Source organism: Streptomyces sp. NPDC001351, from assembly GCF_042896045.1.
Classification (GTDB): domain Bacteria; phylum Actinomycetota; class Actinomycetes; order Streptomycetales; family Streptomycetaceae; genus Streptomyces.
Map to the genome: position 1 here is coordinate 162,126 of NZ_JBIAWS010000004.1, position 25,103 is coordinate 187,228.

At 70.5% G+C, this 25,103-nt stretch carries 26 protein-coding genes; 4 read left to right on the forward strand and 22 right to left on the reverse strand.

Annotation, left to right across the window (positions count from 1 at the left end):
- Positions 1-72 precede the first annotated feature (72 nt).
- Together ACFY1U_RS15560 and ACFY1U_RS15565 are read left to right on the forward strand one after the other, a co-directional pair.
- Entirely contained in the window at positions 73-972 is a 900-nt protein-coding gene (locus ACFY1U_RS15560) for an ATP-binding cassette domain-containing protein (RefSeq protein ID WP_390694662.1), read from the forward strand.
- Positions 969-2,537, forward strand: a complete 1,569-nt coding sequence (locus ACFY1U_RS15565) for an ABC transporter permease (RefSeq protein WP_390694663.1) — start codon at positions 969-971, stop codon at positions 2,535-2,537. The genes ACFY1U_RS15560 and ACFY1U_RS15565 overlap by 4 nt, the downstream gene beginning before the upstream one ends.
- Positions 2,538-2,542: 5 nt before the next feature.
- Here ACFY1U_RS15565 and ACFY1U_RS15570 read toward each other — a convergent pair whose 3' ends face one another.
- From ACFY1U_RS15570 to ACFY1U_RS15600, 7 genes are all read right to left on the reverse strand, one after another.
- A complete protein-coding gene (locus ACFY1U_RS15570; RefSeq protein ID WP_390695212.1) occupies positions 2,543-3,136 on the reverse strand; it encodes a Uma2 family endonuclease in 594 nt (197 codons plus the stop codon).
- An 87-nt stretch (positions 3,137-3,223) separates the two neighbouring features.
- Complete coding sequence (locus ACFY1U_RS15575; protein ID WP_390694664.1) at positions 3,224-4,429, reverse strand: cytochrome P450; 1,206 nt, start codon at positions 4,427-4,429, stop codon at positions 3,224-3,226.
- A gap of 44 nt (positions 4,430-4,473) precedes the next feature.
- Complete coding sequence (locus ACFY1U_RS15580; RefSeq protein WP_390694665.1) at positions 4,474-4,986, reverse strand: GNAT family N-acetyltransferase; 513 nt, start codon at positions 4,984-4,986, stop codon at positions 4,474-4,476.
- 97 nt (positions 4,987-5,083) lie between these two features.
- Positions 5,084-6,670 carry a hypothetical protein gene (locus ACFY1U_RS15585; RefSeq protein WP_390694666.1) on the reverse strand — a complete coding sequence of 529 codons (1,587 nt, stop codon included), beginning with the start codon at positions 6,668-6,670 and terminating at the stop codon, positions 5,084-5,086.
- Positions 6,671-6,755: 85 nt separating this feature from the next.
- The gene (locus ACFY1U_RS15590) at positions 6,756-7,325 is read right to left on the reverse strand and encodes an AAA family ATPase (RefSeq protein ID WP_390694667.1); all 570 of its coding nucleotides are present in this window, start codon (positions 7,323-7,325) and stop codon (positions 6,756-6,758) included.
- A gap of 3 nt (positions 7,326-7,328) precedes the next feature.
- Positions 7,329-7,523 (reverse strand): DUF397 domain-containing protein, encoded by a 195-nt coding sequence (locus tag ACFY1U_RS15595; RefSeq protein ID WP_390694668.1) that lies wholly within the window; start codon positions 7,521-7,523, stop codon positions 7,329-7,331.
- Positions 7,523-8,374: a helix-turn-helix domain-containing protein gene (locus ACFY1U_RS15600; RefSeq protein ID WP_390694669.1), complete on the reverse strand. Its 852-nt coding sequence runs from the start codon at positions 8,372-8,374 to the stop codon at positions 7,523-7,525. Before ACFY1U_RS15600 ends, ACFY1U_RS15595 begins: the two co-directional genes overlap by 1 nt.
- A gap of 194 nt (positions 8,375-8,568) precedes the next feature.
- Between ACFY1U_RS15600 and ACFY1U_RS15605 the strand changes: the two genes are divergently transcribed.
- The gene (locus tag ACFY1U_RS15605; RefSeq protein ID WP_390694670.1) at positions 8,569-8,973 is read left to right on the forward strand and encodes an ATP-binding protein; all 405 of its coding nucleotides are present in this window, start codon (positions 8,569-8,571) and stop codon (positions 8,971-8,973) included.
- A gap of 286 nt (positions 8,974-9,259) precedes the next feature.
- Here ACFY1U_RS15605 and ACFY1U_RS15610 read toward each other — a convergent pair whose 3' ends face one another.
- From ACFY1U_RS15610 to ACFY1U_RS15630, 5 genes are all read right to left on the reverse strand, one after another.
- Entirely contained in the window at positions 9,260-9,472 is a 213-nt protein-coding gene (locus ACFY1U_RS15610) for a hypothetical protein (RefSeq protein WP_390694671.1), read from the reverse strand.
- Positions 9,473-9,868: 396 nt separating this feature from the next.
- Positions 9,869-10,093: a helix-turn-helix domain-containing protein gene (locus ACFY1U_RS15615; RefSeq protein ID WP_390694672.1), complete on the reverse strand. Its 225-nt coding sequence runs from the start codon at positions 10,091-10,093 to the stop codon at positions 9,869-9,871.
- A complete protein-coding gene (locus tag ACFY1U_RS15620) occupies positions 10,093-10,695 on the reverse strand; it encodes a DUF2975 domain-containing protein (protein ID WP_390694673.1) in 603 nt (200 codons plus the stop codon). The genes ACFY1U_RS15615 and ACFY1U_RS15620 overlap by 1 nt, the downstream gene beginning before the upstream one ends.
- Positions 10,696-10,776: 81 nt before the next feature.
- Complete coding sequence (locus ACFY1U_RS15625; protein WP_390694674.1) at positions 10,777-11,112, reverse strand: GntR family transcriptional regulator; 336 nt, start codon at positions 11,110-11,112, stop codon at positions 10,777-10,779.
- A 1-nt stretch (position 11,113) separates the two neighbouring features.
- A complete protein-coding gene (locus ACFY1U_RS15630) occupies positions 11,114-11,599 on the reverse strand; it encodes a hypothetical protein (RefSeq protein WP_390694675.1) in 486 nt (161 codons plus the stop codon).
- A gap of 445 nt (positions 11,600-12,044) precedes the next feature.
- Here ACFY1U_RS15630 and ACFY1U_RS15635 point away from each other — a divergent pair, with 445 nt between their 5' ends.
- Positions 12,045-13,625, forward strand: a complete 1,581-nt coding sequence (locus tag ACFY1U_RS15635) for a peptidoglycan-binding protein (RefSeq protein ID WP_390694676.1) — start codon at positions 12,045-12,047, stop codon at positions 13,623-13,625.
- Positions 13,626-13,743: 118 nt separating this feature from the next.
- Here the strand turns inward: ACFY1U_RS15635 and ACFY1U_RS15640 are convergent, their stop codons facing one another.
- The 10 genes from ACFY1U_RS15640 to metK form a co-directional block, all read right to left on the reverse strand.
- Positions 13,744-14,409 carry a response regulator gene (locus tag ACFY1U_RS15640; protein ID WP_389072145.1) on the reverse strand — a complete coding sequence of 222 codons (666 nt, stop codon included), beginning with the start codon at positions 14,407-14,409 and terminating at the stop codon, positions 13,744-13,746.
- Positions 14,406-15,800, reverse strand: coding sequence for a sensor histidine kinase (locus ACFY1U_RS15645; protein WP_390694677.1), 1,395 nt, complete (start codon positions 15,798-15,800; stop codon positions 14,406-14,408). Before ACFY1U_RS15645 ends, ACFY1U_RS15640 begins: the two co-directional genes overlap by 4 nt.
- A 103-nt stretch (positions 15,801-15,903) precedes the next feature.
- The gene (locus ACFY1U_RS15650) at positions 15,904-16,587 is read right to left on the reverse strand and encodes a response regulator (protein WP_390694678.1); all 684 of its coding nucleotides are present in this window, start codon (positions 16,585-16,587) and stop codon (positions 15,904-15,906) included.
- A complete protein-coding gene (locus ACFY1U_RS15655) occupies positions 16,584-17,966 on the reverse strand; it encodes a sensor histidine kinase (RefSeq protein ID WP_390694679.1) in 1,383 nt (460 codons plus the stop codon). The genes ACFY1U_RS15650 and ACFY1U_RS15655 overlap by 4 nt, the downstream gene beginning before the upstream one ends.
- 10 nt (positions 17,967-17,976) lie before the next feature.
- A complete protein-coding gene (locus tag ACFY1U_RS15660) occupies positions 17,977-19,158 on the reverse strand; it encodes an acyltransferase (protein WP_390695213.1) in 1,182 nt (393 codons plus the stop codon).
- Between the two features lie 124 nt (positions 19,159-19,282).
- Complete coding sequence (locus tag ACFY1U_RS15665) at positions 19,283-20,281, reverse strand: alpha/beta hydrolase (protein WP_390694680.1); 999 nt, start codon at positions 20,279-20,281, stop codon at positions 19,283-19,285.
- 290 nt (positions 20,282-20,571) lie between these two features.
- Positions 20,572-21,453, reverse strand: coding sequence for an alpha/beta hydrolase (locus ACFY1U_RS15670; RefSeq protein WP_390694681.1), 882 nt, complete (start codon positions 21,451-21,453; stop codon positions 20,572-20,574).
- Positions 21,454-21,662: 209 nt separating this feature from the next.
- Complete coding sequence (gene kynU / locus ACFY1U_RS15675; RefSeq protein ID WP_390694682.1) at positions 21,663-22,892, reverse strand: kynureninase; 1,230 nt, start codon at positions 22,890-22,892, stop codon at positions 21,663-21,665.
- A complete protein-coding gene (locus ACFY1U_RS15680) occupies positions 22,885-23,730 on the reverse strand; it encodes a tryptophan 2,3-dioxygenase family protein (RefSeq protein WP_390694683.1) in 846 nt (281 codons plus the stop codon). Before ACFY1U_RS15680 ends, kynU begins: the two co-directional genes overlap by 8 nt.
- Positions 23,731-23,890: 160 nt before the next feature.
- Entirely contained in the window at positions 23,891-25,096 is a 1,206-nt protein-coding gene (gene metK, locus ACFY1U_RS15685; protein ID WP_390694684.1) for a methionine adenosyltransferase, read from the reverse strand.
- Positions 25,097-25,103: the final 7 nt, after the last annotated feature.

Below are 25,103 nucleotides of genomic sequence, written 5' to 3' on the forward strand. Positions count from 1 at the left end.
ATCCGGGGCTTCATAGGCTTTATACGCTTCCTTAACTTCACAAATTTCTGAAAGAAGCGTACGTTCTGAAGCATGACGAAGGCAATCAGCGTCTTTGGCCTCCACAAGTCGTTCGGCCGCACCCGGGCCCTGGACGGCCTCGACCTGGAGGTGGAGTCCGGCGAGGTCCATGGCTTCCTCGGCCCGAACGGCGCCGGCAAGTCCACCACCATCCGCGTCCTGCTCGGCCTGCTGCGTGCCGACTCCGGGGCCGCGCAGGTGCTGGGCCGCGACCCGTGGCAGGACGCGGTGGAGGTGCACCGCCGGATCGCGTACGTCCCCGGGGACGTCACCCTGTGGCGGAACCTGTCGGGCGGCGAGGTCATCGACCTGTACGGCCGGCTGCGCGGCGGGCTGGATCCGTCCCGCCGGTCCGAGCTGATCGAGCGCTTCGAGCTGGACCCCACCAAGAAGGGCCGCACGTACTCGAAGGGCAACCGCCAGAAGGTCGCCCTGGTGGCCGCGTTCGCCTCCGACGTGGACCTGCTGATCCTGGACGAGCCGACCTCGGGCCTGGACCCGCTGATGGAGGAGGTCTTCCAGCGCTGCGTGGAGGAGGAGCGGGAGCGCGGTCGTACGGTGCTGCTGTCCTCGCACATCCTCAGCGAGGTCGAGGAGCTCTGCGACCGCGTGAGCATCATCCGCAGGGGCCGGACGGTGGAGAGCGGTTCGCTGGCCGATCTGCGCCATCTGACGCGGACGAGCGTGACGGCCGAACTCGCCGGTCCCCCCAACGGGTTGGCGCACCTGCCCGGCGTCCACGACCTCGACGTACGGGGAAGGCGGGTGCGGCTGCAGGTCGACACGGACCAACTGGACGCCGTGCTGCGGCAGTTGAGCGAGTCGGGCGTACGGTCGCTGACCTCGACCCCGCCCACGCTGGAGGAGCTGTTCCTGCGCCACTACCAGGACGAGGAGGCGGCGGCGCGATGACGTCGTTCGTGGGCACGGGTGTGCTGCTGCGCTTCTCGCTCCGCCGCGACCGGCTGATGATCCCGGTCTGGGTCGGCGTGAACGCGCTGATGGTCCTCTCCATGCCGAACACCCTCAAGAGCCTCTACGGCACCCCCGCCGAACGCGCCGACCTGATCCACCAGGTGGCGACCAACGCCTCCTTCCGCGCACTGATCGGCCCCGTCTTCGACACCTCCGTCGGCGCGCTGACGGCGTGGCGCGTCGGGGTGTACGCGGGTGCGCTGGCCGCCGCGATGAGCCTGGTGATCGTCGTACGGCACACCCGGGACGAGGAGGAGAGCGGGCGGCAGGAACTGGTGGCGTCCGGGATGGTGGGCCGCCGGGCCTCCCTGACGGCGGCCCTGCTGGCGGCGGGAGTCGCAAACGCCGTACTGGCCCTGCTGGTTGCGGCCGGTCTGGCGGGCCAGGGGGCCGTGGGAGCGGTCGCCTTCGGCCTCGGACTCGCGGCGGTCGGCATGGTCTTCGCGACGATGGCGGCGATCGTCGCCCAGCTGACGGAGAGCGCGCGGCTGGCCCGCGGGCTGACCGCGGGCGCCCTGGGCGCGGCCTTCGTGCTGCGCGCGGCGGGCGACGCGGCGACGGACGACGGCTCCTCGGCCCTGACCTGGCTCTCCCCGCTCGGCTGGCTGGAGAACCTGCGCCCGTACGCCGACGAGCGCTGGTGGGTGCTGGTGCTGTTCGCGGCGGCGGTGGCGCTCCAGGCCGGGGTGGCCTACGCGTTGGCGGGCCGCAGGGATGTCGGCATGAGTTTCCTGCCGACGCGGCCCGGACCGGCGTCCGGCCGCCTGGGCTCGGCGGGCGCGCTGGCCTGGCGGCTGCAACGGGGCAGCGTCCTCGGCTGGTCGATCGCCTTCTTCGTCGTGGGCGTCGTCTACGGCGGCCTGACGGACGGGGTGACGGACCTGGTCGGCAAGAACGAGAACGCCCGGAAGATCTTCGAGCGGATGGGCGGACAGAGGGGCCTGACGGACGCCTTCCTGGCCTCCATGGTGGGGATGATGGGCCTGATCGCGGCGCTGTACGTCGTGTCGAGCGTGCTGAGGCTGTACGGCGAGGAGACCTCGGGGCGGGCGGAGCCGGTGCTGGCGAATGCGGTGGGGCGTCTGCGCTGGGCCTGCGGCCACTTGACGGTCGCGTTCGGCGGGGCCGTGCTGATCATGCTCCTGACCGGCCTGGGCTTCGTCGTCGGCTACGGCAAGGAGGCGGGGCCGATCCTCGGGGCGTGCCTGGTGCAGGTGGCCGCGGTGTGGGTGATCGGCGGAGTGGCGGTCCTGCTCTACGGCGTGTTCCCGCGGGCGGCGACGGCGGCGTGGGGCGTCGCGGGGGCGGTCCTGCTGATCGGCTGGGTGGGCCCGGCGCTGAACGCTCCGCGGGTGGTGCTGGATCTGTCGCCGTTCGGGCATCTGCCGAAGCTGCCGGGTGGGGGGATGGAGTGGGGGTCGGTGGCGCTGCTGACCGTGCTGGCGGTGCTGCTGGTGGGTGCCGGACTTACGGGACTGCGGCGGCGGGACATGACGACCTGACCGGTTCAGTCGACGTACTGCTTCAGTTCTTCGGTGTCGAGTTCGATGCCGACCGGATCGGGAAGGCTGACCTTGTCGCCGAGCCGGGACACGTGGATGTCGCGGTATCCGACCTCCGGATGTGGGTTGCTGTGTACGAGAACCGAAAGGTTGTCACGGTCGATCAGCAAGTAGACGGGGATACCCGCCTCCGCATACGCCCGGGGCTTCTCCACGCGGTCGCGGTTGTGAGTGTCCGAGTCGTACGACGTGATCTCGACCGCCATCAGAACGCCGTGAGGTTCAGCCCAGTCACCCTGCCCCACGAAGTGGTCGACTGGTGCCAGCACACCGTCGGGCCGCGCCCGGCCCTTGCGGTAAGCCTCCACCTTCAGGCCCTGCAACGGATTGAGATCGAGCTCGGGCCGGGCACGCATGCACTGCCGGATCAGCCACATCGTGATCGTCCCGTGGTTGCCGTTCGTCACCTTCTTGAGTCCGATCCGTCCGTCGATGAATTCGAACCTGACGGTCTCGTCCTCCCGCTCGGCGAATTCGGCGATCCGCTCGAACATGTCGACCGACAACTGAGACGACGCGCGTTCTGCCATAACCGTCATGGTGCCTCCCTTCGCAGGCGGGCACCAGCTTGACGAGTCGCTCACGACCATCGCCCGGATTCGGTCGGTGATCAGCCGAACGGGTGATCACCTCGCCGCGACACTCAGCCCCTCCAACCCCCGGATCACAAAGTTCGGCTTCCTCTTCGGCTCGGCCGCCAGGCCGAGTGCCGGGGCCTTCTCCAGCAACGCCGTCATCGATGCCGCCAGTTCGATACGGGCCAGCGGGGCGCCGATGCAGTAGTGGATGCCTGCGGAGAAGGAGATGTGCGGGTTGTCCGTGCGGGTCAGGTCGAGCCGCTCGGGGTCCCGGAAGACCTCCGGGTCGTGGTTGGCGGAGCCGAAGAGCATGGCGATCTCGGCGCCGCGCGGGATGACGGTCCCGTCGATCTCGATCTCGTCCAGCACCCAGCGCTCGAAGAGCTGGAGCGGAGTGTCGTACCGCATGAGCTCCTCCACGGCGGTGGGGACGAGGGAGTGGTCCGCGCGCAGGGCGGCCAGCTGCTCCGGGTTCCGGAAGAGGGCGTACCAGCCGTTCACCGTGGCGTTGACGGTCGCCTCGTGGCCCGCGTTGAGGAGCAGGACGGCGGTGGAGATCATCTCCTGCTCGGTGAGGCGGTCGCCCTCGTCATGGGCGGCGATGAGCCCGGAGATGAGGTCGTCACCGGGGGTGCGGCGACGCTCGGCGATCAGCTCGCGCAGGTAGTCGGAGAACTCGACCGAGGCCTGTACGGCCTTGCGAGCCGTGTCCTCGGAGGGGTTCAGCTCGTACATCCCGCAGATGTCGGCCGACCAGGGGCGCAGCGGGGCGCGATCGGCCTCCGGGATACCCAGCATCTCGGCGATGACGGCGACGGGCAGCGGCTCGGCGACGTCGCTGAGCAGGTCGCCGCCGCCCTTCTCGACGAGGCGGTCCACGAGTTCCCCGGCGAGATTGCCGACGTACGGCTTCAGCTGCTCGACCGTCCGTGGCGTGAACGCCTTCGACACCAGCCGCCGGATCCTGGTGTGGTCCGGCGGTTCCAGGTCGAGCATGCCGTGGTCGTTGAGGGTGTGGAACGGTTCGTGTTCGGCGGGCGGGGCGGTCCGCCCGAAGTCCTCGTGCGTGAACCGGTGCTGGTACGTCCGCCCGAGCCGCCGGTCGCGCAGCAGCGCGGAGACGTCCGCGTGGTGCGGGACGAGCCACTGGTTCGTGGGCTCGTAGAAGTGCACGCGGCCCTTGGCGCGCAGGGCGGCGTAGGCGGGGTAGGGGTCGGCGAGGAAGGCCGGGTCCCAGGGGTCGAAGGCGGTCATGGACGGACGCTAACCCGGTATCCACCCGCCTGACCAGGGATGTCTCACGTCCCCTTCGCGAAGGAAGGCACGAGGTCGCGCTGGTACCAGATGCCCGGCTTGCCGCCGATGTGGGCCGGGTCGGCCGGGCCGACCGGGACGAAACCGGCCTTGGTCAGCACTCTCTGGGACGCCACGTTCCGGTGGGCGGTGGCCGCCCGCAGGGTGCGCAGCCCGTGCCGGTCCGCCGCCAGCCGGCACAGTTCCAGCACGGTCGCGGTCGCCAAGCCCCGGCCTGCGGCATGCTGCGCGACCCGGTAGCCGAGCTCCGCGCTGTGGTCCTCGATGTCGACCAGATTGAACCGGCCGAGGACGGAACCGTCCTCCGCGACGAGCACATGGAAGGCGCAGATGCCGGCCTCCTGCTCGGCCAGCAAGGCGTCGTACCGCTCGGTGAAGTGCTCGAAGTAGTCGTCACCGCGGTCGGTGATCGAAGCGGCGAAGTAGGCGCGGTTCGCCAGCTCGAACGCCAGGACCGCCGGGGCATGACCGGCCTGCAGCCGTTTCAGTTCGGGCATCTGCCCGACCCTACTCAGGTGGCGCGCCGGGGCCACCGGGTTTTCCAGCGGCGGCCCACGACGGCACCGTGCGACGTCTGAGACAGCTCCGACGGCCTCAGCTGACGGCGTACGCCCGGTACACCGTCTCCACCGAGCGGTCCCCGGCGGAGTCGGTCACCTCGGAGCGCAGGGCGACGGCGCCGGAGGCGGGGTTGTGCACGGACGCCTGCCAGGCCGAGCCGACGTGCTTGACGGCCGCCGCCTGCCAGGTCCTGCCGCCGTCGGCGGACGACCAGACCCGGACGGACTTGGCGGTCACCTCGGTGAACTTCACATCGGGGCCCTGGGAGCCGCGCCCGGCGCTCACGTCGACCGTCGTGGTGCTGTTCGCCGCGGCCTGGTTGCTGCTGTTCAGCCCGGTGGGCAGGAAGCGGGTCAGGAAGACGGGGGCGACGATCGCCTTGTTCGGGTCGGCCACCTTGAAGTGCCAGTCGAGGGTGGCGCGCGACGACAGCATGCCGGCGGGGAAGGTGATGCCCGGACGGTAGCGCTGGGCGTCGACCGTCAGGCGGTACCAGCCGGCCGAGCGGATACCGGCGGAGAACTCGGCGTCGCTGCTGCCCCAGTTGGTCAGGGTCTGCTTCTTGACGGTGGTGCTTCCCTTGGACAGGACCACCGTCTCCTTCGTCGGGTCGGACCCGTCGGCGCCGACGTCGGGATCACCGATCAGCGCCTCCGGGATGAAGACGACGGCCTTCCGCCCGAGCAGCGGCAGATAGTGCATCGGACTCCACACGGCCCGCCCGAAGGACTGGGTGAAGCTCTGCCCCGCCTTCAGCGTCCTGAGCTTCGGGAAGCCGCCGCCGACGTCGTCGCCGTTGCTCGCCATGATGTCGTCACGCGGCTGCCAGGTCCCGGGCGTCACATGGACGGTGGCGCTGTACGGCGCGTCGTCGTCGCGGACCGTGGCCATCAGGTCCGTCGTGCAGTCGTCGGTCTTCGGCTGCGCCTGGAGCGCGGTGTCGTGCTGACGGGCCATCTCCGTACCGCTGCGTACCGAGAAGCGCACCGTCGCCAGGTTCGACCGCTTGAAGGACCCACCGGGCGCGGCCGGAATGCCCGTGGTGTTCTTCACGGCGACATAGCTGTCGTTGCCCGACCACTGCGCCAGATACCCGAACTGCAGCAGCCCGGACGAGTTCGGGATGGCGTACAGGGCGCCCTCGTCGTTCCAGCCGCCCGTGCTGAAGGCGGAGGGCATGTTGCTGACGGTGGCGGCGCACACCTGCGCGCTGATCTTCGGCGGCCCGGTCACGTCGGCGGGGGTGTCGAGCGACACCTTGACCGCCTTGCCCTTGCGCGCGTCGAGCGTCACCGACTTGCTGCCCGAGACCTGTACGACCTGAGCGCCGATGGTGTCGGTGCCCAGACCGTCGGTCGCGCTCTCGTAGATGTCGGTCATCGCGATGTAGCGCCCCGCCGGCAGGCTGAGCCGCTTGCCGGACGTCACGCTGTACCTCTGCCCGGACGCCACGGCGACGACGTTGACCGTCGTGGAGACCTTGGCGCCGTGCCGCCCCAGCGTGTTGACGACCAGCGAGGCCGACGCAGCCTGCGCGGAAGCGGCGAAAGCACCGGAAGCAACCAGCGGCACCAGCGCGGCCACACCAACGAAGCCGAGCGATCTCCGTCGCACCATCATCCTCAACTCCCCCTCCAACCCCAAAAGTCGGCCAATCGTAGCCGTGTCGCGGACATGGCAGCTCCCCTTGAGGAAAGACGCCTGCTCAAGCCGTGCCGAAGAAAGGTGCGAAGGAGAAGCAAGCTGCGGCCTGGGCGGGCGTGACCCCTTGAGGGCGTCCGGGGACGTCGTGGACGGCGTCCGCACCCTCGGAGCGCAGTCGGTCGGCCCCGGCGTGCCGGACCATGACGGCGGCGTAGGCGCGGACGTCAGCGGCGGTGATGTCCGTACGGTCCCGCTCGGCGTGCTGCTGGAGGAGGACACCGAGGTCGGGGGTGAATCGCAGCATGGTCACCGGTGCGTCGAAACGTCTGGCGATGGTGATCAGGCGAGTGCGGGCCTGTGGGGTGACGTTCGTGGATTCGGCAATCGTGGTCTGTCCGGCGGCGAGCCGGGCGCCGATCCTGCGGTCGCGTTCCTCGAAGATCCGAGCGTCCGCCGCTTCGGTGGGTGGGGTGCCGACGAGTTCGGCGCGGATCTCGTCGCTGGAGACCACGGCGTCCCGGTCTATCTGCCGACGCGCGATGAGCGCTCGTACGAAGCTGGTCTTGCCGGAGGCAGGCGGGCCGACCAGAACCACGAGCCCCGGGGCCACGCGGGCAAGGATCTTCGCCACGCGTCACACCTGACCGAAGTCCTCGGGCTGGTCCTTCAGATGGTCGATGAGGGCGGAGAAGGCGGCGGTCGGGAAGGAGAGGGTGGCGCGGGCCGGGGCCTTGGAGTCGCGGACGGCTATGCGGGTGGGGAGGGTGGCTATCTCGACGCAGGTGTTTCCGTCGCCGCCGCCGGAGTAGGAGGACTTGCGCCAGTTCATCAGAGTTCCTTCGCCAACCGGTGAATGAAATCCCGCGACGCCACAGGGTCAAGCGACGCCTTCTTCACCTTACGGAGAAGTGTTCGAAGCTGCTTCAACTGAGGTTCGGCATTGATGAAGGCCGTCCCGGTGGGGGAGTCCCTGAGCGCAGTGTCCAGTCGGGGGACGGGCCCATCGATGTACATCATCGAGGCTTCAGCCCCGGCAAAGCCGTCCTGATCGGTGGGGATCACGCGTACGGTGACGTGTCCCTGCTCGATCTGGTCCAGGATCGCCCGGAGTTGGGCGAGCGATGTTTGGCGGCCCGCTACCCGGACACGTAGAGCGAACTCGTGGATGATCGTCTCGTACGGGGTGGGGGTGTCTCCCTCGACAACCCCACGTCGCCTCAACCGGTGCTCCACCCGAGGGTTCAACTCACTCTCCGGCAGGTCCGGCATCATGTACGTGTACACCGCGCGGGCGTATTCGGCGGTCTGCAGTAGGCCAGGTACGTGGGTAATCACGACCTCGCGCAGGAACTTCGCATGGTGCTCCGCCTCGGCGGTGTCCAGGAAGACCGGCGGTAGCACTCCCCGGTATTCCTCCCACCAGCCACGCGTCCGGTCAGTAGCCATTGCCACCAATGCGTCGATCAACGCTTCGTCCGTGCAGGCGTAGTGAGCCGCCAGGCGCCGCACCCGCTCCTCGCTGGCACCGGAGAGACCCAGCTCCACCTGGCTGATCTGAGCCGAGGTCGAATTCAGCAGCTCGGCCACCTCACGGGCCTTCAGTCCGGCCGCCTCCCGCAGGCGACGCAGCTCGGCGCCCAGCCGCACTTGCCGCGCAGTGGCGTGATTCCTCGGCGCCATGCGTCCTCCTCAACCGCCCATCAGCAGTGCCCTGTTCGGGCGTCAGACTACGCCAACAGGTTGCGTGAGGAGTAATTACTCCTCTACCGTCGGTGACGCATTGAACACTCTGCGGAAGTGCACCGCTCCGCCCTGCCATGACGGCCGCGGCACCGCCACCGCACAACTCCCCTTCAATTCAACGGAGTTACCCCATGCCCGAAAGCTGGGAGTACAGCCTCTCCATCCCCCACGACCCCCGCGCCGTCACCGTCTGTCGCCGCACCCTCCGCCTGATCCTGACCCTGCACGGCTTGATCACCCTGGCCGACACGGCGGAGCTGCTCGCGGCCGAGCTGGTGTCCAACGCCGTACTGCACACGAAGGGGCCCTCCGCACTGCGGGTGCGCTGGTCACCACCGGGCACGCTGCGGCTCGGCGCGTGGGACGCGGACCCCGAGCCGCCAGAACCACCCCGCCCGCTGGACCGCCTCGCCGACGCCGAGAACGGCCGCGGCCTCGCCCTGGTCCGTGCCTGCGCCGACGTATGGGGCTGGCAGCCGCAGTCGAGGAACGGCAACCGGGGCAAATACGTGTGGTGCGAACTGGCGGCGGCATGAGCCACCTCCCGCCCATGCACACGATCGGCGAGCTCCGTGCCGCCTGGGCTACGGGTTCTCCGGCGTCGCCCGCCTCGTCGAGGAGTTCCGCGGCAGGGTCGCCGCACGCCAGGACATCCGCACAACCAGGCTGCGCAGACCGTGACACTCTCCAGGAAAGTGTCACACTTCGCAGCCCCAGGCCCCGGGACTCTCCTCCTGAGTGCAGATTTATGGATGACGCCCACGAGGAGAGCCGGACCACTTCAACTGCCGGACTTGCAGGAACCGGCGACGACGTGAAGGGTCAGCCGCCAACGTCCACCGCTGTGACCAACTCGCGCACGCCGCTCATGGGGTGCCGCGCGGCGAGGTCTCTGACGATCTGCCGGATCGCAGGGCGGTCGCGCACTTCTCCCGGGAAGACGCGCAGGGCGGACAGCAGCTCGTTCACGGTCTGCTCCGGCTTGCCCCACTGCCACCACAGTGGAAGAACACCCCCGGGCTGTTCTTCGCCCATGACGAGGCCTGCGCCTTCCTCACCTCGACCTCCACCACATACAACGCGATCTATTCGGTATGGGGGGGGCCGTGTGGTTCACCAACCCTGAGGACCTGCTCCCAAGTGTCCTCAAGAGGCTGACGCCCGGCGGAGTCTTCGCGTTCTCGCAGGCCGAGCCTGTCGCTGGTTCGTACGGACCTCAGCAGATGCAGGGCAAGTGGCTCGAAGGCCGCGAGCGCGAACTGACCGTGCTTCGCTGGCAGTACGCCCCCGAGACCTGGGCGGACATCCTCAAACGGAACAGCTTCACCGACATCGACGCCCGCGTCCTCAAGGCCCCGGAACCAGGGAACCCGAGTCTGGCGACGCGCCCTCTTCGGCACCGTGACCTCGGCCGCAGGACTACGACCGTGTCTAGGAGTCGCAGTAGCTCAACAGGTCACCGGGCTGGCAGCCCAGTTCCCGGCAGATCGCTCCGAGGGTGGAGAAGCGGATGGCCTTGGCCCGGTCGTTCTTCAGAACCGAGAGGTTGACCACCGTCACACCGACCCGCGCCGCCAGCTCGGACAGGGTCATGCCGCGCTCCGCGAGCAGTCGGTCGAGGTGGACCTCGATGCGGTGGTCGTCCTCGGGGGGCATCAGACGAGCCCTTCGGTGTCCTCGCGCAGCCGCGTGCCCTGCCGGAAGACCTCGGCCAGCGCCGCCACCAGCAGGCCCAGGAACAGGGGCGCGGCGGAGACAGTGTAGGCGAAGGGCACCGCAGGGCTGACGGCCGTGCCGCTGATCAGGAGGTGGGTGGTGATCGCGTCCACCGCAGGGCCGAATACGCCCATGGTCACGATCGCCGCCGCGATCACCTGCAGCCGCCGGGCGTTCTCCGGTACGAAGACATCGGCTTCGCGCAGGGTACGGGCCATGCGGAGCAGGAAGGCGAGGACCACGATCAGCAGCGCACCGTAGAAGATGTCGGGCAGAGCCAGCAGTATCCGCTGTTGGACGTCCGGATGAGCCAGGGCGATCTCCGCCCGGTGAGTGCCGTGTAGCCTCACGGGCCCGCCCGTCACGGCGGCCGGCACGCGGGTGACGGCGTCGATCCGCACGTCACGTGCGTCCATGGGGTCGATGCGCCCTGTCACTCCGAGGAGCGGAAGGAGCACCCCGAAAAGCCCTGCCAGGGCCAGCGCCACCCCGATGACCACTTCAAGCAGACGCCCGCCGCGCCTGACGTGCAGTGAACTCATGCTCACGGTTCCCCCGTCCGAGACGACCTATCGTTTTTCGATAGTATCGATAAACGATAGGTCGAGCAATCCGGTCAGGGTTCAGCCGGGGTGAGGTACTGCATGGGTCAGGCCGTGGACTCGGGACGACTGGACGATGTGTTGGCAGGCTTCTATACAGAAGGGCCTGGGAGGACGGGCGTGAGCGGTGACGACGGCGCCCCGGCCGGGCCTTGGTTCGATGAGGCGATCTTCGTTGAGTTGCTGGTAGGCGCGCAGCACGGTGTGCATGTTGACGCCGAGGGTGGCGGCAGGAGTGCGTGCGCCGGGAAGTCGTTCACTCTTGCGGATGGTGCCATCGGCCGGCCCTCGGCGTACGCAGGCGGCGATCTGCTCCGCCAGAGGGGTGCGTGAGGCGTGGTCGACGGTGACGATCATGTCAGCGGCCCTCACCGGCTCCGGGGAGATGCTGGTTTACCAACTCCGCTGCGGTCTGGGCATCGTCGACGGTGATGACGAAGTGTGTTCCCCGAACCAGCTCCAGCCACAGGGCGTCGCCTTCGCGGAGGGACACCGCGCTCAGGCCCGGTTTCCACCGGTAGCCCCAGCCACCGACCTCCAGCGGCCGGGTCCAGCGTGCCGACGCGTGGACGATCCGTTCGATGGGGATCCTGCGCCGCAGGAAAGGGACGAGCGCCGAGGCGACCGTGACGCCATGTGAGGACACCGTCACCTTGATGCCGCCCGTGACGAGGAATGCGGCCGCCGCGAGCAGCAGTACGAGGCTGACCGTGCGGTAGGGGGCGTCGATGGCCGCGATCACGACGAGGGCGATCGCCAGGACGACTCCGACGGCGATCATCCAACTGCTGAACTGCGATCGGTACCAGACTGTCCGTTTGCCGGCGTCGTGGGGATGGCTCACCGGTGCCTCCGGGGGAAGGACGCGACCCGCAAGCGCGACGGCGGCGCCGAGGGCGAGGGCGATTTTGGTGGACCGGCACGGAGACGTTGCGGCCGTCCGCGGAGTCGGTGGCCGCTTTCAGCCCGACATGCGTCGTGATCCGGTTCGGCAGCGTGCGGCGTAACAGCACGGTGTTCCGTTCCACGGGAGATGAAGTGTGCGCATCAAGCTAGAACAAGTCACCCACCCCGGAAAGAGAATGATCCAGCCGTCCCGCCCAACCGTCACGCCGCTGCAGATCCCCGCAGGTCAACGCCCGTACCGTCCCGCAATGCCAGCAGATCTCGACTCGCCGTGGACGCGGGCCGGACCGGGGCCCAAAGATCACCTGCAGCGCTACCTTCGCCTGCTTCCGACTGCTCCCGCATTGCTCACCGCAACCGGACGCCAAGGATTGGAATATGTCATGAGCATGTTTGACCCCGGCCACCGCTTGTCCCGACGCAGACTGCTGACCCTCGCCGGCGGCGCCGCGGTGGCCACCGCGACCGGCATCGGATTCGCCCAGTCGGCGTCCGCGGCGTCCGCGACGTCCGGCTACGGGATCGACTACTCCGACGCGTCACTCACCGCCTCTTCGGTCGCCGCCGCCGGCTACGGCTTCGTGTGCCGTTACCTCAGTTGGCTGCCGAACTCGAAGGTCCTCACCCTGTCCGAGGCCGAGGCCCTGACCGCCGCGAATCTGGGCATCGTCTCCAACTGGGAGTCGGACGGGCTGCAGTCCTGGCAGAGCGGCGTCCCCTCCGACCCTCACTCCCAGGGGGCCGGGCATGCCACTGAGGCGAACCGGCAAGCGCTGGCGAACGGGATGCCGTCGTCGCGGCCGATCTACTTCAGCGTGGACTTCGACCTTCAGCCCTCGATGTACTCCGCGCTCAACTCCTACTTCGACGGCGTCGCCTCGGTGATCGGCCGGTCTCGCACCGGTGCGTACGGCGGCTACCACGTCATCAAGGAGCTTTTCGACAACGGGAAGATCACCTGGGGCTGGCAGACGTACGCGTGGTCCGGCGGGAACTGGGACAGCCGCGCGCAGTTGCGGCAGGTCCAGAACGGCATCACGGTCGCCGGGAAGGACGCGGACCTCGACCAGGCGATGGCCGCCGATTTCGGCCAGTGGGGCGGCAAGGGCGGCGGCACCGGCGTCATCCTTCCGTCGTGGCCGAACATCACCGACGGGATGACGGGGCCCAGCGTGCAGGCGGCGCAGTACCTGTTGCGCTACCACGGTGCCTCGATCACCGCCGACGGCCAGTTCGGACCGGCCACCCTCGCCGCGGCCAAGAGCTTCCAGTCCGCACACGGCCTCGGCGTCGACGGCCAGATAGGCCCCCAGACCTGGTCCGCGCTGATCGTCCAGGTCCAACAGGGCTCCAGCGGCGACGCCGTCCGGGCCGCCCAGGTGGAACTGAACCGGTTCGGCTACGGCCTCACCGTCGACGGCAGCTTCGGCTCCGGCACCAACAGTGCCGCCCGAGCCTTCCAGTCCGCACACGGCCTGAGCGCGGACGGCCAGGTGGGACCGCAGACCTGGCAGATGCTCGTGGGTACCGGGAACGGTGCCTCGGGCGGCGGTACCGTCGCGCCGCCGTGGCCGAATGTCATTGAGGGCGACACCGGGAACAATGTGCTGGCCGCGCAGTATCTTCTCCGCGACCACGGTGCCTCGATCACCGCCGACAGCCAGTTCGGACCGGCCACCCTCGCCGCGACCAAGAGCTTCCAGTCCGCACACGGCCTCGGCGTCGACGGCCAGATAGGCCCCCAGACCTGGTCCGCGCTGATCGTCCAGGTCCAACAGGGCTCCAGCGGCGACGCCGTCCGAGCCGCCCAGGTGGAACTGAACAAGTTCGGCTACGGCCTCACCGTCGACGGCAGCTTCGGCTCCGGCACCAACAGTGCCGCCCGAGCCTTCCAGTCCGCACACGGCCTGAGCGTGGACGGCCAGGTGGGACCGAAGACCTGGCAGATGCTCGTCGGCAGCTGACCGCCGAGCCACTCCGGCGGCGAGTGTGCGGGGCGACCGCGACGGTTCATTCGTCCCGCACCCGCTCGCCGCCACGGAGACAGGCCCAAGGGCCCGCTCGCCCTCGTGTCTGACGCACCTAACCCGGCGTCACCAACCGTGCCTCATAGGCGAACACCGCCGCCTGGGTCCGGTCCCGTAGCCCCAGCTTCACCAGGATCCTGCTGACGTGGGTCTTGATCGTGGACTCGGCGACCACCAGTTGCTCGGCGATCTCCGCGTTCGACAGGCCCTGGGCGATCAGGACCAGGACCTCCGTCTCGCGTTCGGTGAGGTCGCCGTAGGCCGCCATCGCCGAGTGCATCGGGCGTGGGGCTTCCGACAGTTTCGAGAACTCCGTGATCAGGCGCTTCGTCACCGAGGGGGCCAGCAGGGCCTCGCCGGAGGCCACCACCCTTACGCCGTCCGCGAGTTGGCGGGCGGAGGCGTCCTTCAGGAGGAAGCCTGAGGCGCCTGCGCGCAGGGCCTGGTAGACGTACTCGTCGAGGTCGAAGGTCGTCAGGACCAGGACCTTTGCCGTGCTGTTCGCGGCGACGATCTCGCGGGTCGCCTCGATGCCGTTCAGCTCCGGCATGCGGATGTCCATCAGGACCACGTCGGGCGCGAGTTCGCGGACGCGGTCGACCGCCTCGCGGCCGTTCACCGCCTCGCCCACGACCTCGATGTCCGGCATCGCGTTGAGCAGGACCGAGAAGCCCTCGCGCACCATCATCTGGTCGTCCGCGATCAGGACGCGGATCGTCATGCTTCTCCTTCGCCTGCGGTGGCGACCGGCAGGAAGACCGTCACCTCGTAGCCTCCCTCGTCCGTCCGGGCCGCCGTCATCTCGCCGTTCAGCATGGTGACGCGTTCCCGCATGCCGGTGATGCCGTGGCCGGCGCCGGGGGACTGCTTGACCAGTGACGGCTCGGGCGGCGGGCCGTTCACTATGCGCAGGCCGAGGCCCCCGAGGACGTACGAGACCTCCACCTTGGCGGCCGCTCCCGGTGCGTGGCGCAGGGTGTTGCTCAGCGCCTCCTGCACTATGCGGTACGCCGACAGCTCGACGCCCTGCGGGAGTTCCCGTACCGCTCCGGTCTGCGTCTTGTCGACGCTCAGGCCCGTCGTCTCCCGCACATTGGCGAGCAGTGCGTCCAGGTCGGCGAGGGTGGGCTGCGGGGCGTCCGGGGCCTCGTAGTCCTCGGCGCGGACCACGCCCAGCACGCGGCGCAGTTCGGTGAGCGCCGCCACCGCGTTCTCCCGGATCGTGGCGAAGGCCTTCTCCAGCTCCGGAGGCGGGTTCTCGACCCGGTAGGGGGCCGCCTCCGCCTGGATGGCGACCACCGACATGTGGTGGGCGACCACGTCGTGCAGCTCACGCGCGATCGTCGTGCGCTCCTCCAGCAGGGTGCGCCGGGAACGCTCGTGCGCGGTCACCGTCTGCTGGGCGGTCACCTCCTGGCGGGCCTCGCGGCGGATGTGCCTGAGAGAGACGGCGAGGAGGAACATGGCGGAGACGAACAGCATCTGCATGGCGTTCGAGCCGAACGCGCCCTGGTTGCCGGCGGGGAAGAGCTCCACCGCGGCGCTGTACACCGCTGTCAGGACCCACATCCAAGCCGCCGTGCGCGGCCTGGTGCGCAGGGCCACGATGGTGAGCACGAACAGATGGCAGACAAAGCTGCCGGGCAGCCACGGCCACTCGTCGCCCCAGTCGGAGCCGAACACCGCGGCCACCGGCGTCGCCGCCATCGACAGCCAGAACGCGCCGATGGGCCGCACCATGGTCAGCAGGACCGGGGCCAGAGCGAGCAGACTGAGGAACAGGTTGACGTCCGCGCCGCGGTAGTCGCTGTGCGAGGCGATGAGCATCGCGAAGAGGCCGGCCGCGGTGATCAGGACGTGCGGCGCCCAGGTCGCGTACTCGCGCCACCGGCCGGAGAAGCGGCGGACGAACGGTGCGTCCGCGCTCAGGCGCGGCAGCGGACGGTATGCGAACGCGTCGTGGAACAGGTCCTGACGCATTCCGCGCAGCGCGTCCAAGGCCGCCCTGAACTCCGGGCTGCGCGGCTTGTACGGCTCGAATGCGCTGTCCGGCGGCTCCAGGTGCCTGGTGGGCTCCGGCGGTATCGGCTGCGTGTGGGGCGTCTCGGTCACGATGAAAAGGTAGGCCGCGGCGCAAGGCGTGGTCGTCACCAGTGAGGAGGGTCCTCCGGCCTCCCTCTCAGGTACTACGCGTACGGGCCGCGGGCCCGACGGGTCAGTAGCCGGACGGGCGCACCAGGCCCGACTCGTACGCGAACACCGCCGCCTGCGTGCGGTCCCTGAGGCCCAGCTTCACCAGGATGCGGCCCACATGGGTCTTCACGGTCTGCTCGGCGACGACCAGGCGCTGGGCGATCTCCGCATTCGACAGTCCCTGCGCGATCAGTGCGAGGACCTCCGTCTCGCGCTCGGTCAGGTCGCCGACGCGTTCCTTCAGCGGGGCCCGGGGCTTGCCGTCCAGGCGGGAGAACTGGGCGATCAGCCGCCGGGTGATGCCGGGCGCGAGCAGCGCGTCGCCGGCCGCCACCACCCGTACCGCCTCGGCCAGCTGGTCCACCGACGCGTCCTTGAGGAGGAACCCGGACGCGCCCGCGCGCAGCGCCTCGTACACGTACTCGTCGAGGTCGAAGGTGGTGAGCACCAGCACCCTGATGTGCGGTGTCTCGGCGGTGATGCGGCGGGTGGCCTCGATGCCGCCGAGCTCGGGCATGCGGATGTCCATGAGGACGACGTCCGGGGCCAGTTCGGCGACCTTGGCGACGGCGTCCAGGCCGTCGACCGCCTGGCCGACCACCTCGATGTCCGGCTTGGTGTTGAGCAGCACGGTGAAGCCCTGCCGGACCATCTGCTGGTCGTCGGCGATCACTACCCGGATGGGGCTGTTGCTGCTGCTCGTCATGCGGAGTCGTCCTTCGGGTCGGGGGCGGGGTCGGGGGCATCGGGCAGGTCCGGGCCGGCGGCGCGCGGGTCGACCGGCAGGAAGGCGGAGACCTGGTAGCCGCCGTCAGGCCGGGGCTGTGCGGACAGGTCGCCGCCGAGCATCGCCGCCCGCTCCCGCATACCCAGCAGACCGTGCCCCGCGCCCGGTGACACCGGAGCCTCGTGCAGCGGACGGGAGTTGACGACCTCCACGCGCAGCCCGAGGGGGACGTAGGCGACTTCGACGCTCGCGCTGGCGCCGGGTGCGTGGCGCAGCACGTTGCTGAGCGCCTCCTGCACGATCCGGTACGCCGACAGCTCCACACCCGACGGCAGCGGGCGCCGCTCCCCCGTGGTCCGTGTGGTCACGGCCAGACCGGCGGCGCGGGTGTTCTCGACGAGCGCGTCGAGCCGGTCCAGGGTGGGCTGCGGGCTGTGCGGGTCGTTGCCGCCGTCGGCCGGTGCGTCCGCGCCGGGGTCCTCCGAGCGCAGCACGCCCAGCACCCGGCGCAGTTCGGTCAGCGCCTCCAGCGCGTTGTTCCGTATGCCCTCGAGGTTCTCCCTGAGCTCGTCGGGCGGGTTCTCGACGAGGTGCGGGGCGACCTGGGCCTGAATGGAGATCACGGACATGTGGTGGGCGACCACGTCGTGCAGTTCGCGCGCGATGCGGTTGCGCTCCTCCAGAAGGGTGCGCCGGGCGCGCTCCTCGGCGGTGAGGGTGGTCAGCCGGCCGACTTCCGCGCGGGCCTCGCGTCGGCTGCGCAGGGCGATGCCGAGCAGGACGGCGACGGCGGACAGGGCGATCGCGAGCGGGCCCGTCGACTGCTGCGGGTCGCCGGACTGCGGGTGCGGCGACTCCCACACGCCCTGAAGGACAAGGGTGACGAGCACCGTCAGGGACAGTGCCTCCACGGACACGCGGGTACGCACGCGCAGGGCGAGCAGCAGCAGCACCAGCAACTGGGCGATGATCCCGGCCGCGGTCCAGGGCCAGGTGAAGTCGTGCGCCGCGCCGCCGGTCAGGCTGAAGTGCACCGCGACCGCTCCCAGGACGGAGCCCGTGGTCGCCAGCCACCAGGCCGCGACCGGCCGCCACAGCGCCAGCGCCACCGCCCCGCCCTGCGCGAGTGCGATCGGGAAGCCGGAGCCGAAGCCCAGACGTCCGTTGTCCGTGAGCTGCGCCGTGCCACCGAACGTGATCCAGAACGCGGCGAAGCACAGCACACCGTGCGGGACCCGCCGCAGCCGCCCGAAGGAGGGCAACGGATCCGCGCGGGCCGTCCACAGGTCGTCCCGGAGCACGCGCAGCCAGCGCAGATCGCGCCCCCCGAACACCCGCCGGCCCCCCGTCTCCGTCACGCGGCCAACCCTAGACACGATGGGCGTTCCTCGCTGCCGTCCCGTCCGGGCCGCCGTGGCGGCGGATCACCCGGGAGGGGCCGGTGCTTCTGCCGCGCGGGCCCCCGCGTTCGCAGGAGTGGAAGGCCGTCCAGCAGGCCGTGAGCGCGAGGGCGAACACCGGGAGCCAGGCCAGCCGGAACGCCACCCAGCCGAGGCCGTCCGGAGAGGTGTGCAGGCCGGGCAGGTGACCGGCCGGGAGGGCGGTGGCCGTCGTCGCCATCATGGCCGTCTGGTGCCAGAGGAAGATCGTCATCGCGGAGAGGTTCACGAAGGCCACCGCCGCCCAGGCCAGGGGCCGGCGCATGGTGCGGCGCAGCCGGTCGCGCAGCAGCAGGGCCAGGCCGCACTGGGCCAGGCCGAAGGTGACCGCGGCCAGGGTGGGCGGGTTCAGGTTCGAGATCGTCTGCCCCGGGACGCCGACCATCGAGGCCGGGTAGCCCGCGAAGGCGACCAGCAGGGCCGTCGCCGCCGCGCCTCCGGTCAGCAGGATCCAGCCCGCGCGGGCGCGTTCCAGTTCGCCGCGGGTCCAGGCCGCGCCCAGGGTGTACGGCACCAGCCAGCCCGCCGCGAGGTTCACCCAGCCGAGGCTCTGCGGGGCGCCGAGGCCGAAACGGAGAAGGTCCACATGGAGGACGACGGCCAGCGGCCACAGCGGGTTGAGCCGGGTGAGGAGCGGGGTCGCCGCGGTCAGTGCCGCGAAGACCAGCAGGAACCAGAGGGGGGAGAGGGCCAGTTTGACCAGCGTGTGGATCGTGTCGAGGTCCGCGCCCGAGAGGAACAGGGCGGTCGCGGCGACCGTCCACAGGACGAGTACGGCGGCCACCGGTGTGAACAGTCGCGACAGACGGGCGGTCAGCCACTGCCGGTACGGCGTGCCCTTGGCTCGGGCAGCCGTGTAGCTGCGGGTGGCCACATGGCCGCCCACCAGGAAGAACACCGCCAGGGTCTGGAAGGCCCAGGAGATCGGGGCCAGCCACGGCATGTGCTGGAGGGGGCTGGAGGCGTGCAGGGAGCCGCCGTCCGCCACCAGGGCCGTGACCAGCCAGTGACCGAGGACGACGCCGAGGATCGCGAAGGCGCGCAGGGCGTCCACGGCGCGGTCGCGGTCGGCGGGGGTGGCGGCGTCGATCCGCTCGGCGGACTTTCGCAGGGCGCTCTGTCGTACGGTGCCCTGTCGCTCTCGTACGGCGTTCTCTCGTACGGCGTTCTCTCGTACGGCGTCCCGTCCTACCGCGCCGTGTCGTATGCCGTCCCACGCGTGGCGCACGCTCGACTCACGCACGGGTCACCTCCTTGGTGTCGCCGAGCACGATGCGGGTGAGGTTGGCCAGGGAGACCGAGCCCGGCCTGAAGTAGTCGCTGTGGCCGCCGGGGCCCGCCGCGAAGACGCGGGCGCCGAAGGCCGGGGACACGGGGTCCGTGCCGAAGCCGACCGTCCAGCCGAACAGGTCCGCCCTCACGTGCGGGACCTCCGCGACCCAGTCGTCGGAGCCGCGGGCCGCCCAGACGCGGGCCCTTGTGTGCAGGGCCGTCGCCGTGTCCGCGCCGGTGCCGGGACTGCCGACGAGGGCGATGTCCTGCACGTCCAGGCCGGGGGCGGCGCGGGCGCAGACGACCGTGCCGTAGGAGTGGCAGAGGAGGGAGATGCCGGCCTTCCGGCCTGCTATGTGGCGTACCTCAGTGATGAACTCGCGCAGGCGGGGGGCTGCTTGGTCGGCGCGGTCCGTGGTGAGGACCGTGGTGCTGACCGTGCCGGGGGTGGTGTAGCCGAGCCAGGCGACGACGGCGGTGCGGGTGCCTTGCGGGGCCTCCCGGGCCAGGCGGTCCTGCAGGGCGATTGCCGTCGCGCGGAAGCGGTCGTAGGTGTCGAGGGAGGTGTCCGAGCCCGGGACCAGGACGGCGATGCGGGTGGCGGTGGCGAGGTCGCCGAAGACCTCCGTGGCCTGGCCCTCGCCCCGGCCGTCGTAGGCGAGGAGGTGGCGGGAGGGGGTGGCCATGGCTCGGTCTGCCGCGGCGCGTTGGTGGTCGCCGTGGGCTGCGGCCATGCGGGACGCTTGGGCGGCGTTGGTGCGGTTGGCCTTGTAGGCCGCGTCGAGGGTGGTGGCTGTGAGGGGGGCGAGGGTTGCTGGGGGTGGGGCGGGGATCTGCGGTCGGGCTGCGGCCGAGAGGGGGGCGACGACGGCGGCGGTGATGAGCGCTGCGAGGGTGGCTCGGCGCCATCTGTGGGTGCGGCGGCGCTGGGGCTGGGGTGGCGGGGTGTCGCTTGCCGGCACTGGCCGGGTGCCGCCTGTCTTTGGGTCGGGAGCCGCCCTTGGCGGCACGATTGCCCGCAGGCTACGGCGGGTTGAGCCGCCAGACGATGTCGCCTCAGGCGGCACGATTGCCCGCAGGCTCGAGAGTTCCGCCCCCGTCTTCAGCCCCATGGTCGGGCCCCCCTTCCAGTTCGCCCGGCCATCGGGCTTGCCTGGAAGGGAAGTTACGGAGGGTTACCTGTCGCCCGCGTCACGCCAGGGAGCTGTCCTGGGTCGTAGCTCTCAGGTACTACGGGTATGAAGGGGCAGGGTCACCAGGCCAGTTGGGCGATCTCCTCCGCGACCACCGCGCAGGCGTCCGCCGCCGGGTCGATGAGGGGGAAGTGGCCCACGTCCTCCAGGAGCGTGAGGCCCACGACCTCGCCGGCCTTCGCTGCCGCGTCGGCGTAGGACTCGGCGACCGCCTGCGGCACGGTGACGTCCGTGCGGCCCTGGACCAGGGTGGTCGCAATGCCCGTCGGGAGCAGGAGCGACGGGTCGGCGTACGGGCGCCGCTCGGCGAACTTCTCCTCACCGCCCAGCAGTTGACGCGAAGCGCCCCCGCACACGTCCAGTTTCTCGGCGACCTCGAAGTCGGCGATCGGGGCCAGGGCGACGACCCCGCGCAGTGGCGCGGGGCGGTCGACGCGCCAGGGGGCGTCGACGGGGAGCAGATGGCGGGCCGCCACCCACAGGGCGAGGTGCCCGCCGGCCGAGTGCCCGGTGATCACCATGCGGCGCGGGTCGGCCCCCGGAAGGGACTCCCGCACGAGGGCGGGCAGCGCGTCCAGCGCCGCCGCGACGTCGTCGAAGGTCTCCGGCCAGCGGCCCGCGACAGGGCTGCCGCCCTGGGCCGGGATCGCACTCCCCCGCCGGTACTCGACACTGGCCACCGCGAAACCCCGCCGGGCCAGGAAGTCCGCGAACGGCGAGATGTGCCGGCGGTCGTACGGCGCCCGCCACGCGCCGCCGTGCAGCACGACGACCAGCGGGGCTAGGGCGCCGGGCACCACGTCGGTGCGCGGGGCGTAGAAGTCGACCAGCTGGTCGGGGTGGTCACCGTACGCGGCGGTGGAGTCGGGGTCGACCGCCGGGTGCGAGAACGCCGACTCCTCCTCGGCGGCGGCCCGGGCAGCTGCGGCGTCGTCCGGCATGCTCCAACCTCTCAGCGACGTAACGTTATTGACCTGTGGCGGACCAGGGAGGGAAACCGGCCGTTGGCGGGGACGGTATCAGGCCGGTGACGTGGGCCGACACGGGGATGTCACGCTCGGTGAGGAGAAACGGTTCTGTAGCCCGCGGGCCGGGCGGTTCCGCGGCCACCGAAGCCACCGCGGACCGCCCGGCACAAGCCCCCTGGGGGCTATCCCGCGAGATCGCCGAGCGTGTCCGCCAGCACCCGCGCCGCCCGCTCCACGTCCCCGAACCCGACGTACAGCGGCGTGAAACCGAACCGCAGGACGTCCGGGTGCCGGAAGTCCCCGACCACCCCCTGCTCGATCAGCCGCTTCATCACGTCCCCGGCGTCGTCGCAGCGCAGCGCCACCTGGCTGCCGCGCTCCCGGTGGGCGAGGGGGGTCAGCGACTCCACCCGCCCCTGGGGGACGTACGCCGTCACACAGTCCAGGAAGAAGTCCGTGAGCGCCAGGGACTTGGCCCGCACCGCCTCGATCGAGACACCGTCCCAGACCTCCAGCGCCGCCTCCAGGGCGAGCATGGACAGGATGTCCGGCGTGCCGACCCGGCCGCGCAGGGCACCGGCGGCCGGTTCGTACGCGGACCGCATCCCGAAGGGCTCCGCGTGGGAGTTCCAGCCGGGGAGCGGGGAGTCGAAGCGGTCCTGGAGGTCCTGGCGGACGTACAGGTACGCCGGTGAACCGGGTCCGCCGTTCAGGTACTTGTAGGTGCAGCCGACCGCCAGGTCGACGCCGTGCTCGTCCAGCCCGACCGGCAGCGCGCCCGCGCTGTGGCACAGGTCCCAGACGGCCACCGCGCCCGCCGCGTGCACGGCTGCGGTCAGCGAGGGCAGGTCGTGCAGGCGGCCCGTGCGGTAGTCGACATGGTTCAGCAGGACGGCGGCCGTACGGGCGGACAGCGCGCCCGGCACCTCCGACGGGGCCACCGGACGCAGCGTGCACCCCGTCATGCGGGCCGCCGACTCGGCGATGTAGCCGTCGGTGGGGAACGTCGTCGCGTCCACGAGGATCTCGTCCCGGACGTCGTCCCGGTGCTCCCCCGACACCAGCCGTACCGCGCCCACAAGCGCCTTGAAAACGTTGACACTTGTGGAGTCGCCGACGACGATCTGCCCGGCCGCCGCCCCGACCAGCGGAGCGATCCGGTCGCCGATCCGCTCGGGCGCCGTCCACCAGCCGCTCTCGTCCCAGGAGCGGATGCGGAGCGCACCCCACTGCCTGCGGACGACGTCGTCGACCCGCCCCGGGACCGCCGCCGGCAGGGCGCCGAGCGAGTTCCCGTCCAGGTACACCACCTCGTCCAGCACGAACTGCTTGCGCGCTCCGGCCAGTTCGTCGGCGGCGTCCAGCTCCCCCGCCCGTACCTTCAGGCCGGACACCTCGGATGTCTCAGACATGAGACCTCGCCGTCCACAGCTCGGGGAACACGTTCTTCTGCGCGCGCTTCTCCAGCCAGGCGACGCCCGCCGAGCCGCCCGTGCCGGGCTTCGAGCCCATCGCGCGGCGGGTGGCGACCAGGTGGTCGTTGCGCCATCGCCACACCAGCTCGGCGACGTCGGTCAGCGCCTCGCCGAGGCGGGCGAGCTCGGCGTTCTCGTCGCCCGCGTAGATCGCGGTCCAGGCGGCCTCGACGTCCTCCGACGGCTCGTACCGCCGTGAGACGTCGCGGCGCAGCACGGAAGCGGGGATCGCGCAGCCGCGCCGCGCCATCAGCCGCAGCACCTCGTCGTAGAGGCTCGGCTCGGCGAGGGCCTTCTCCAGCTCGGCGTGGACGCGGGGCGCGCCGCGGTGCGGGACCAGCATGGACGCGGACTTCTCACCGAGCAGGAACTCCATCCGGCGGTACATCGCCGACTGGAAGCCCGAGCCCTCGCCGAGCGCACTCCGGTAGGAGTTGAACTGGGCGGGGGTCAGCTGGCCGAGGGGCTTCCAGGAGGCGTTCAGCGCCTCCAGCTCCCGTACGGAACGCTTCAGCGCGGCGACGGCGGTCGGCACGTCGTCGGAGCGCAGGGCGTGCGCCGCTGTCTCCCACTCGTGGACGATCACCGTGAACCACAGCTCCATCACCTGGGTGGTGACCAGGAAGACCATCTCTCCGGGGTCGTCGGAGAGGGTGTGCTGGAGGTGGGTGAGCACGTCCGCCTTGACGTAGTCCTCGTACGGCGTCGTACCTGCGAAGTCGAGATGCGGAGTCTCGGGCTCCGAAGCCTCGTGGGGCTGAGCCTGGTGGGACATCGCTGTCTCCTGTTGTTGCTCCGGGTAGCGGTCCGCCCCTGCCGTTACCGACACGGGGGCCCCGGTCCCCGCCGGGCATCTTCTTCGATGGTCCGCCCGGAACGCAAGGCCCGCCTGGTCACACGGGCGGGCCGGTACGGGAGGCAGCGCGCTGCCGTGCTCAGGCGGCCCCGGCCACCGCCCGGAGCAGGTCCGCCCGGTCGGTGCGCTCCCACGTGAAGTCGGGCAGCTCCCGTCCGAAGTGGCCGTACGCGGCGGTCTGGGCGTAGATCGGGCGGAGCAGGTCGAGGTCGCGGATGATCGCGGCCGGGCGGAGGTCGAAGACGCCGGTCACCGCGGACTGGATGCGCGCGACGGGCACGGTTTCGGTGCCGAACGTCTCGACGAACAGGCCGACCGGCTCGGCCTTCCCGATCGCGTACGCCACCTGCACCTCGGCGCGGCGGGCCAGACCGGCCGCCACGATGGTCTTCGCCACCCAGCGCATCGCGTACGCGGCGCTGCGGTCGACCTTGGACGGGTCCTTGCCGGAGAAGGCACCGCCCCCGTGCCGGGCCATTCCGCCGTACGTGTCGATGATGATCTTCCGGCCGGTCAGTCCGGCGTCGCCCATCGGGCCCCCGGTCTCGAAGCGTCCGGTCGGGTTGACCAGCAGCCGGTAGCCCTCGGTGTCGATGCCGAGCGAGGCCAGCTCGGGCTCCACCACGCATTCATGGATGTCCGGCACCAGGGTCGAGTCGGTGTCGGTGTCGGCTGCGTGCTGCGCCGACACGACGACGGTGTCCAGGCGGACCGGCCGGTCGCCGTCGTACTCGACGGTGACCTGGGTCTTGCCGTCGGGCCGCAGGTAGGGAAGCGTCCCGTCCTTGCGCACCTCGGTGAGCCGGCGGGCCAGCCGGTGGGCCAGCATGATCGGCAGTGGCATGAGTTCGGGCGTCTCGTCGCAGGCGTAGCCGAACATCAGCCCCTGATCGCCGGCGCCCTGCCGGTCCAGCTCGTCCGTCTCGCCGTCGCTCGCGGCCGTGCGTGACTCGTAGGCGCTGTCCACACCCCGGGCGATGTCCGGAGACTGCGCGCCGATGGACACGGACACACCGCAGGTGGTGCCGTCGAATCCCTTGAGCGAGCTGTCGTAGCCGATCTGCAGGATCTTGCCGCGCACCAGTGCGGCGATCGGGGCGTACGCGGTGGTCGTGACCTCGCCCGCGACGTGCACGAGCCCCGTGGTGACGAGGGTCTCCACGGCGACCCGGGACGACGGGTCCTCCTTGAGCAGGGCGTCGAGAACGGTGTCGCTGATCTGGTCGGCGATCTTGTCGGGGTGGCCTTCGGTCACGGACTCCGAAGTGAACAGGCGGCGGGACATGGATCTC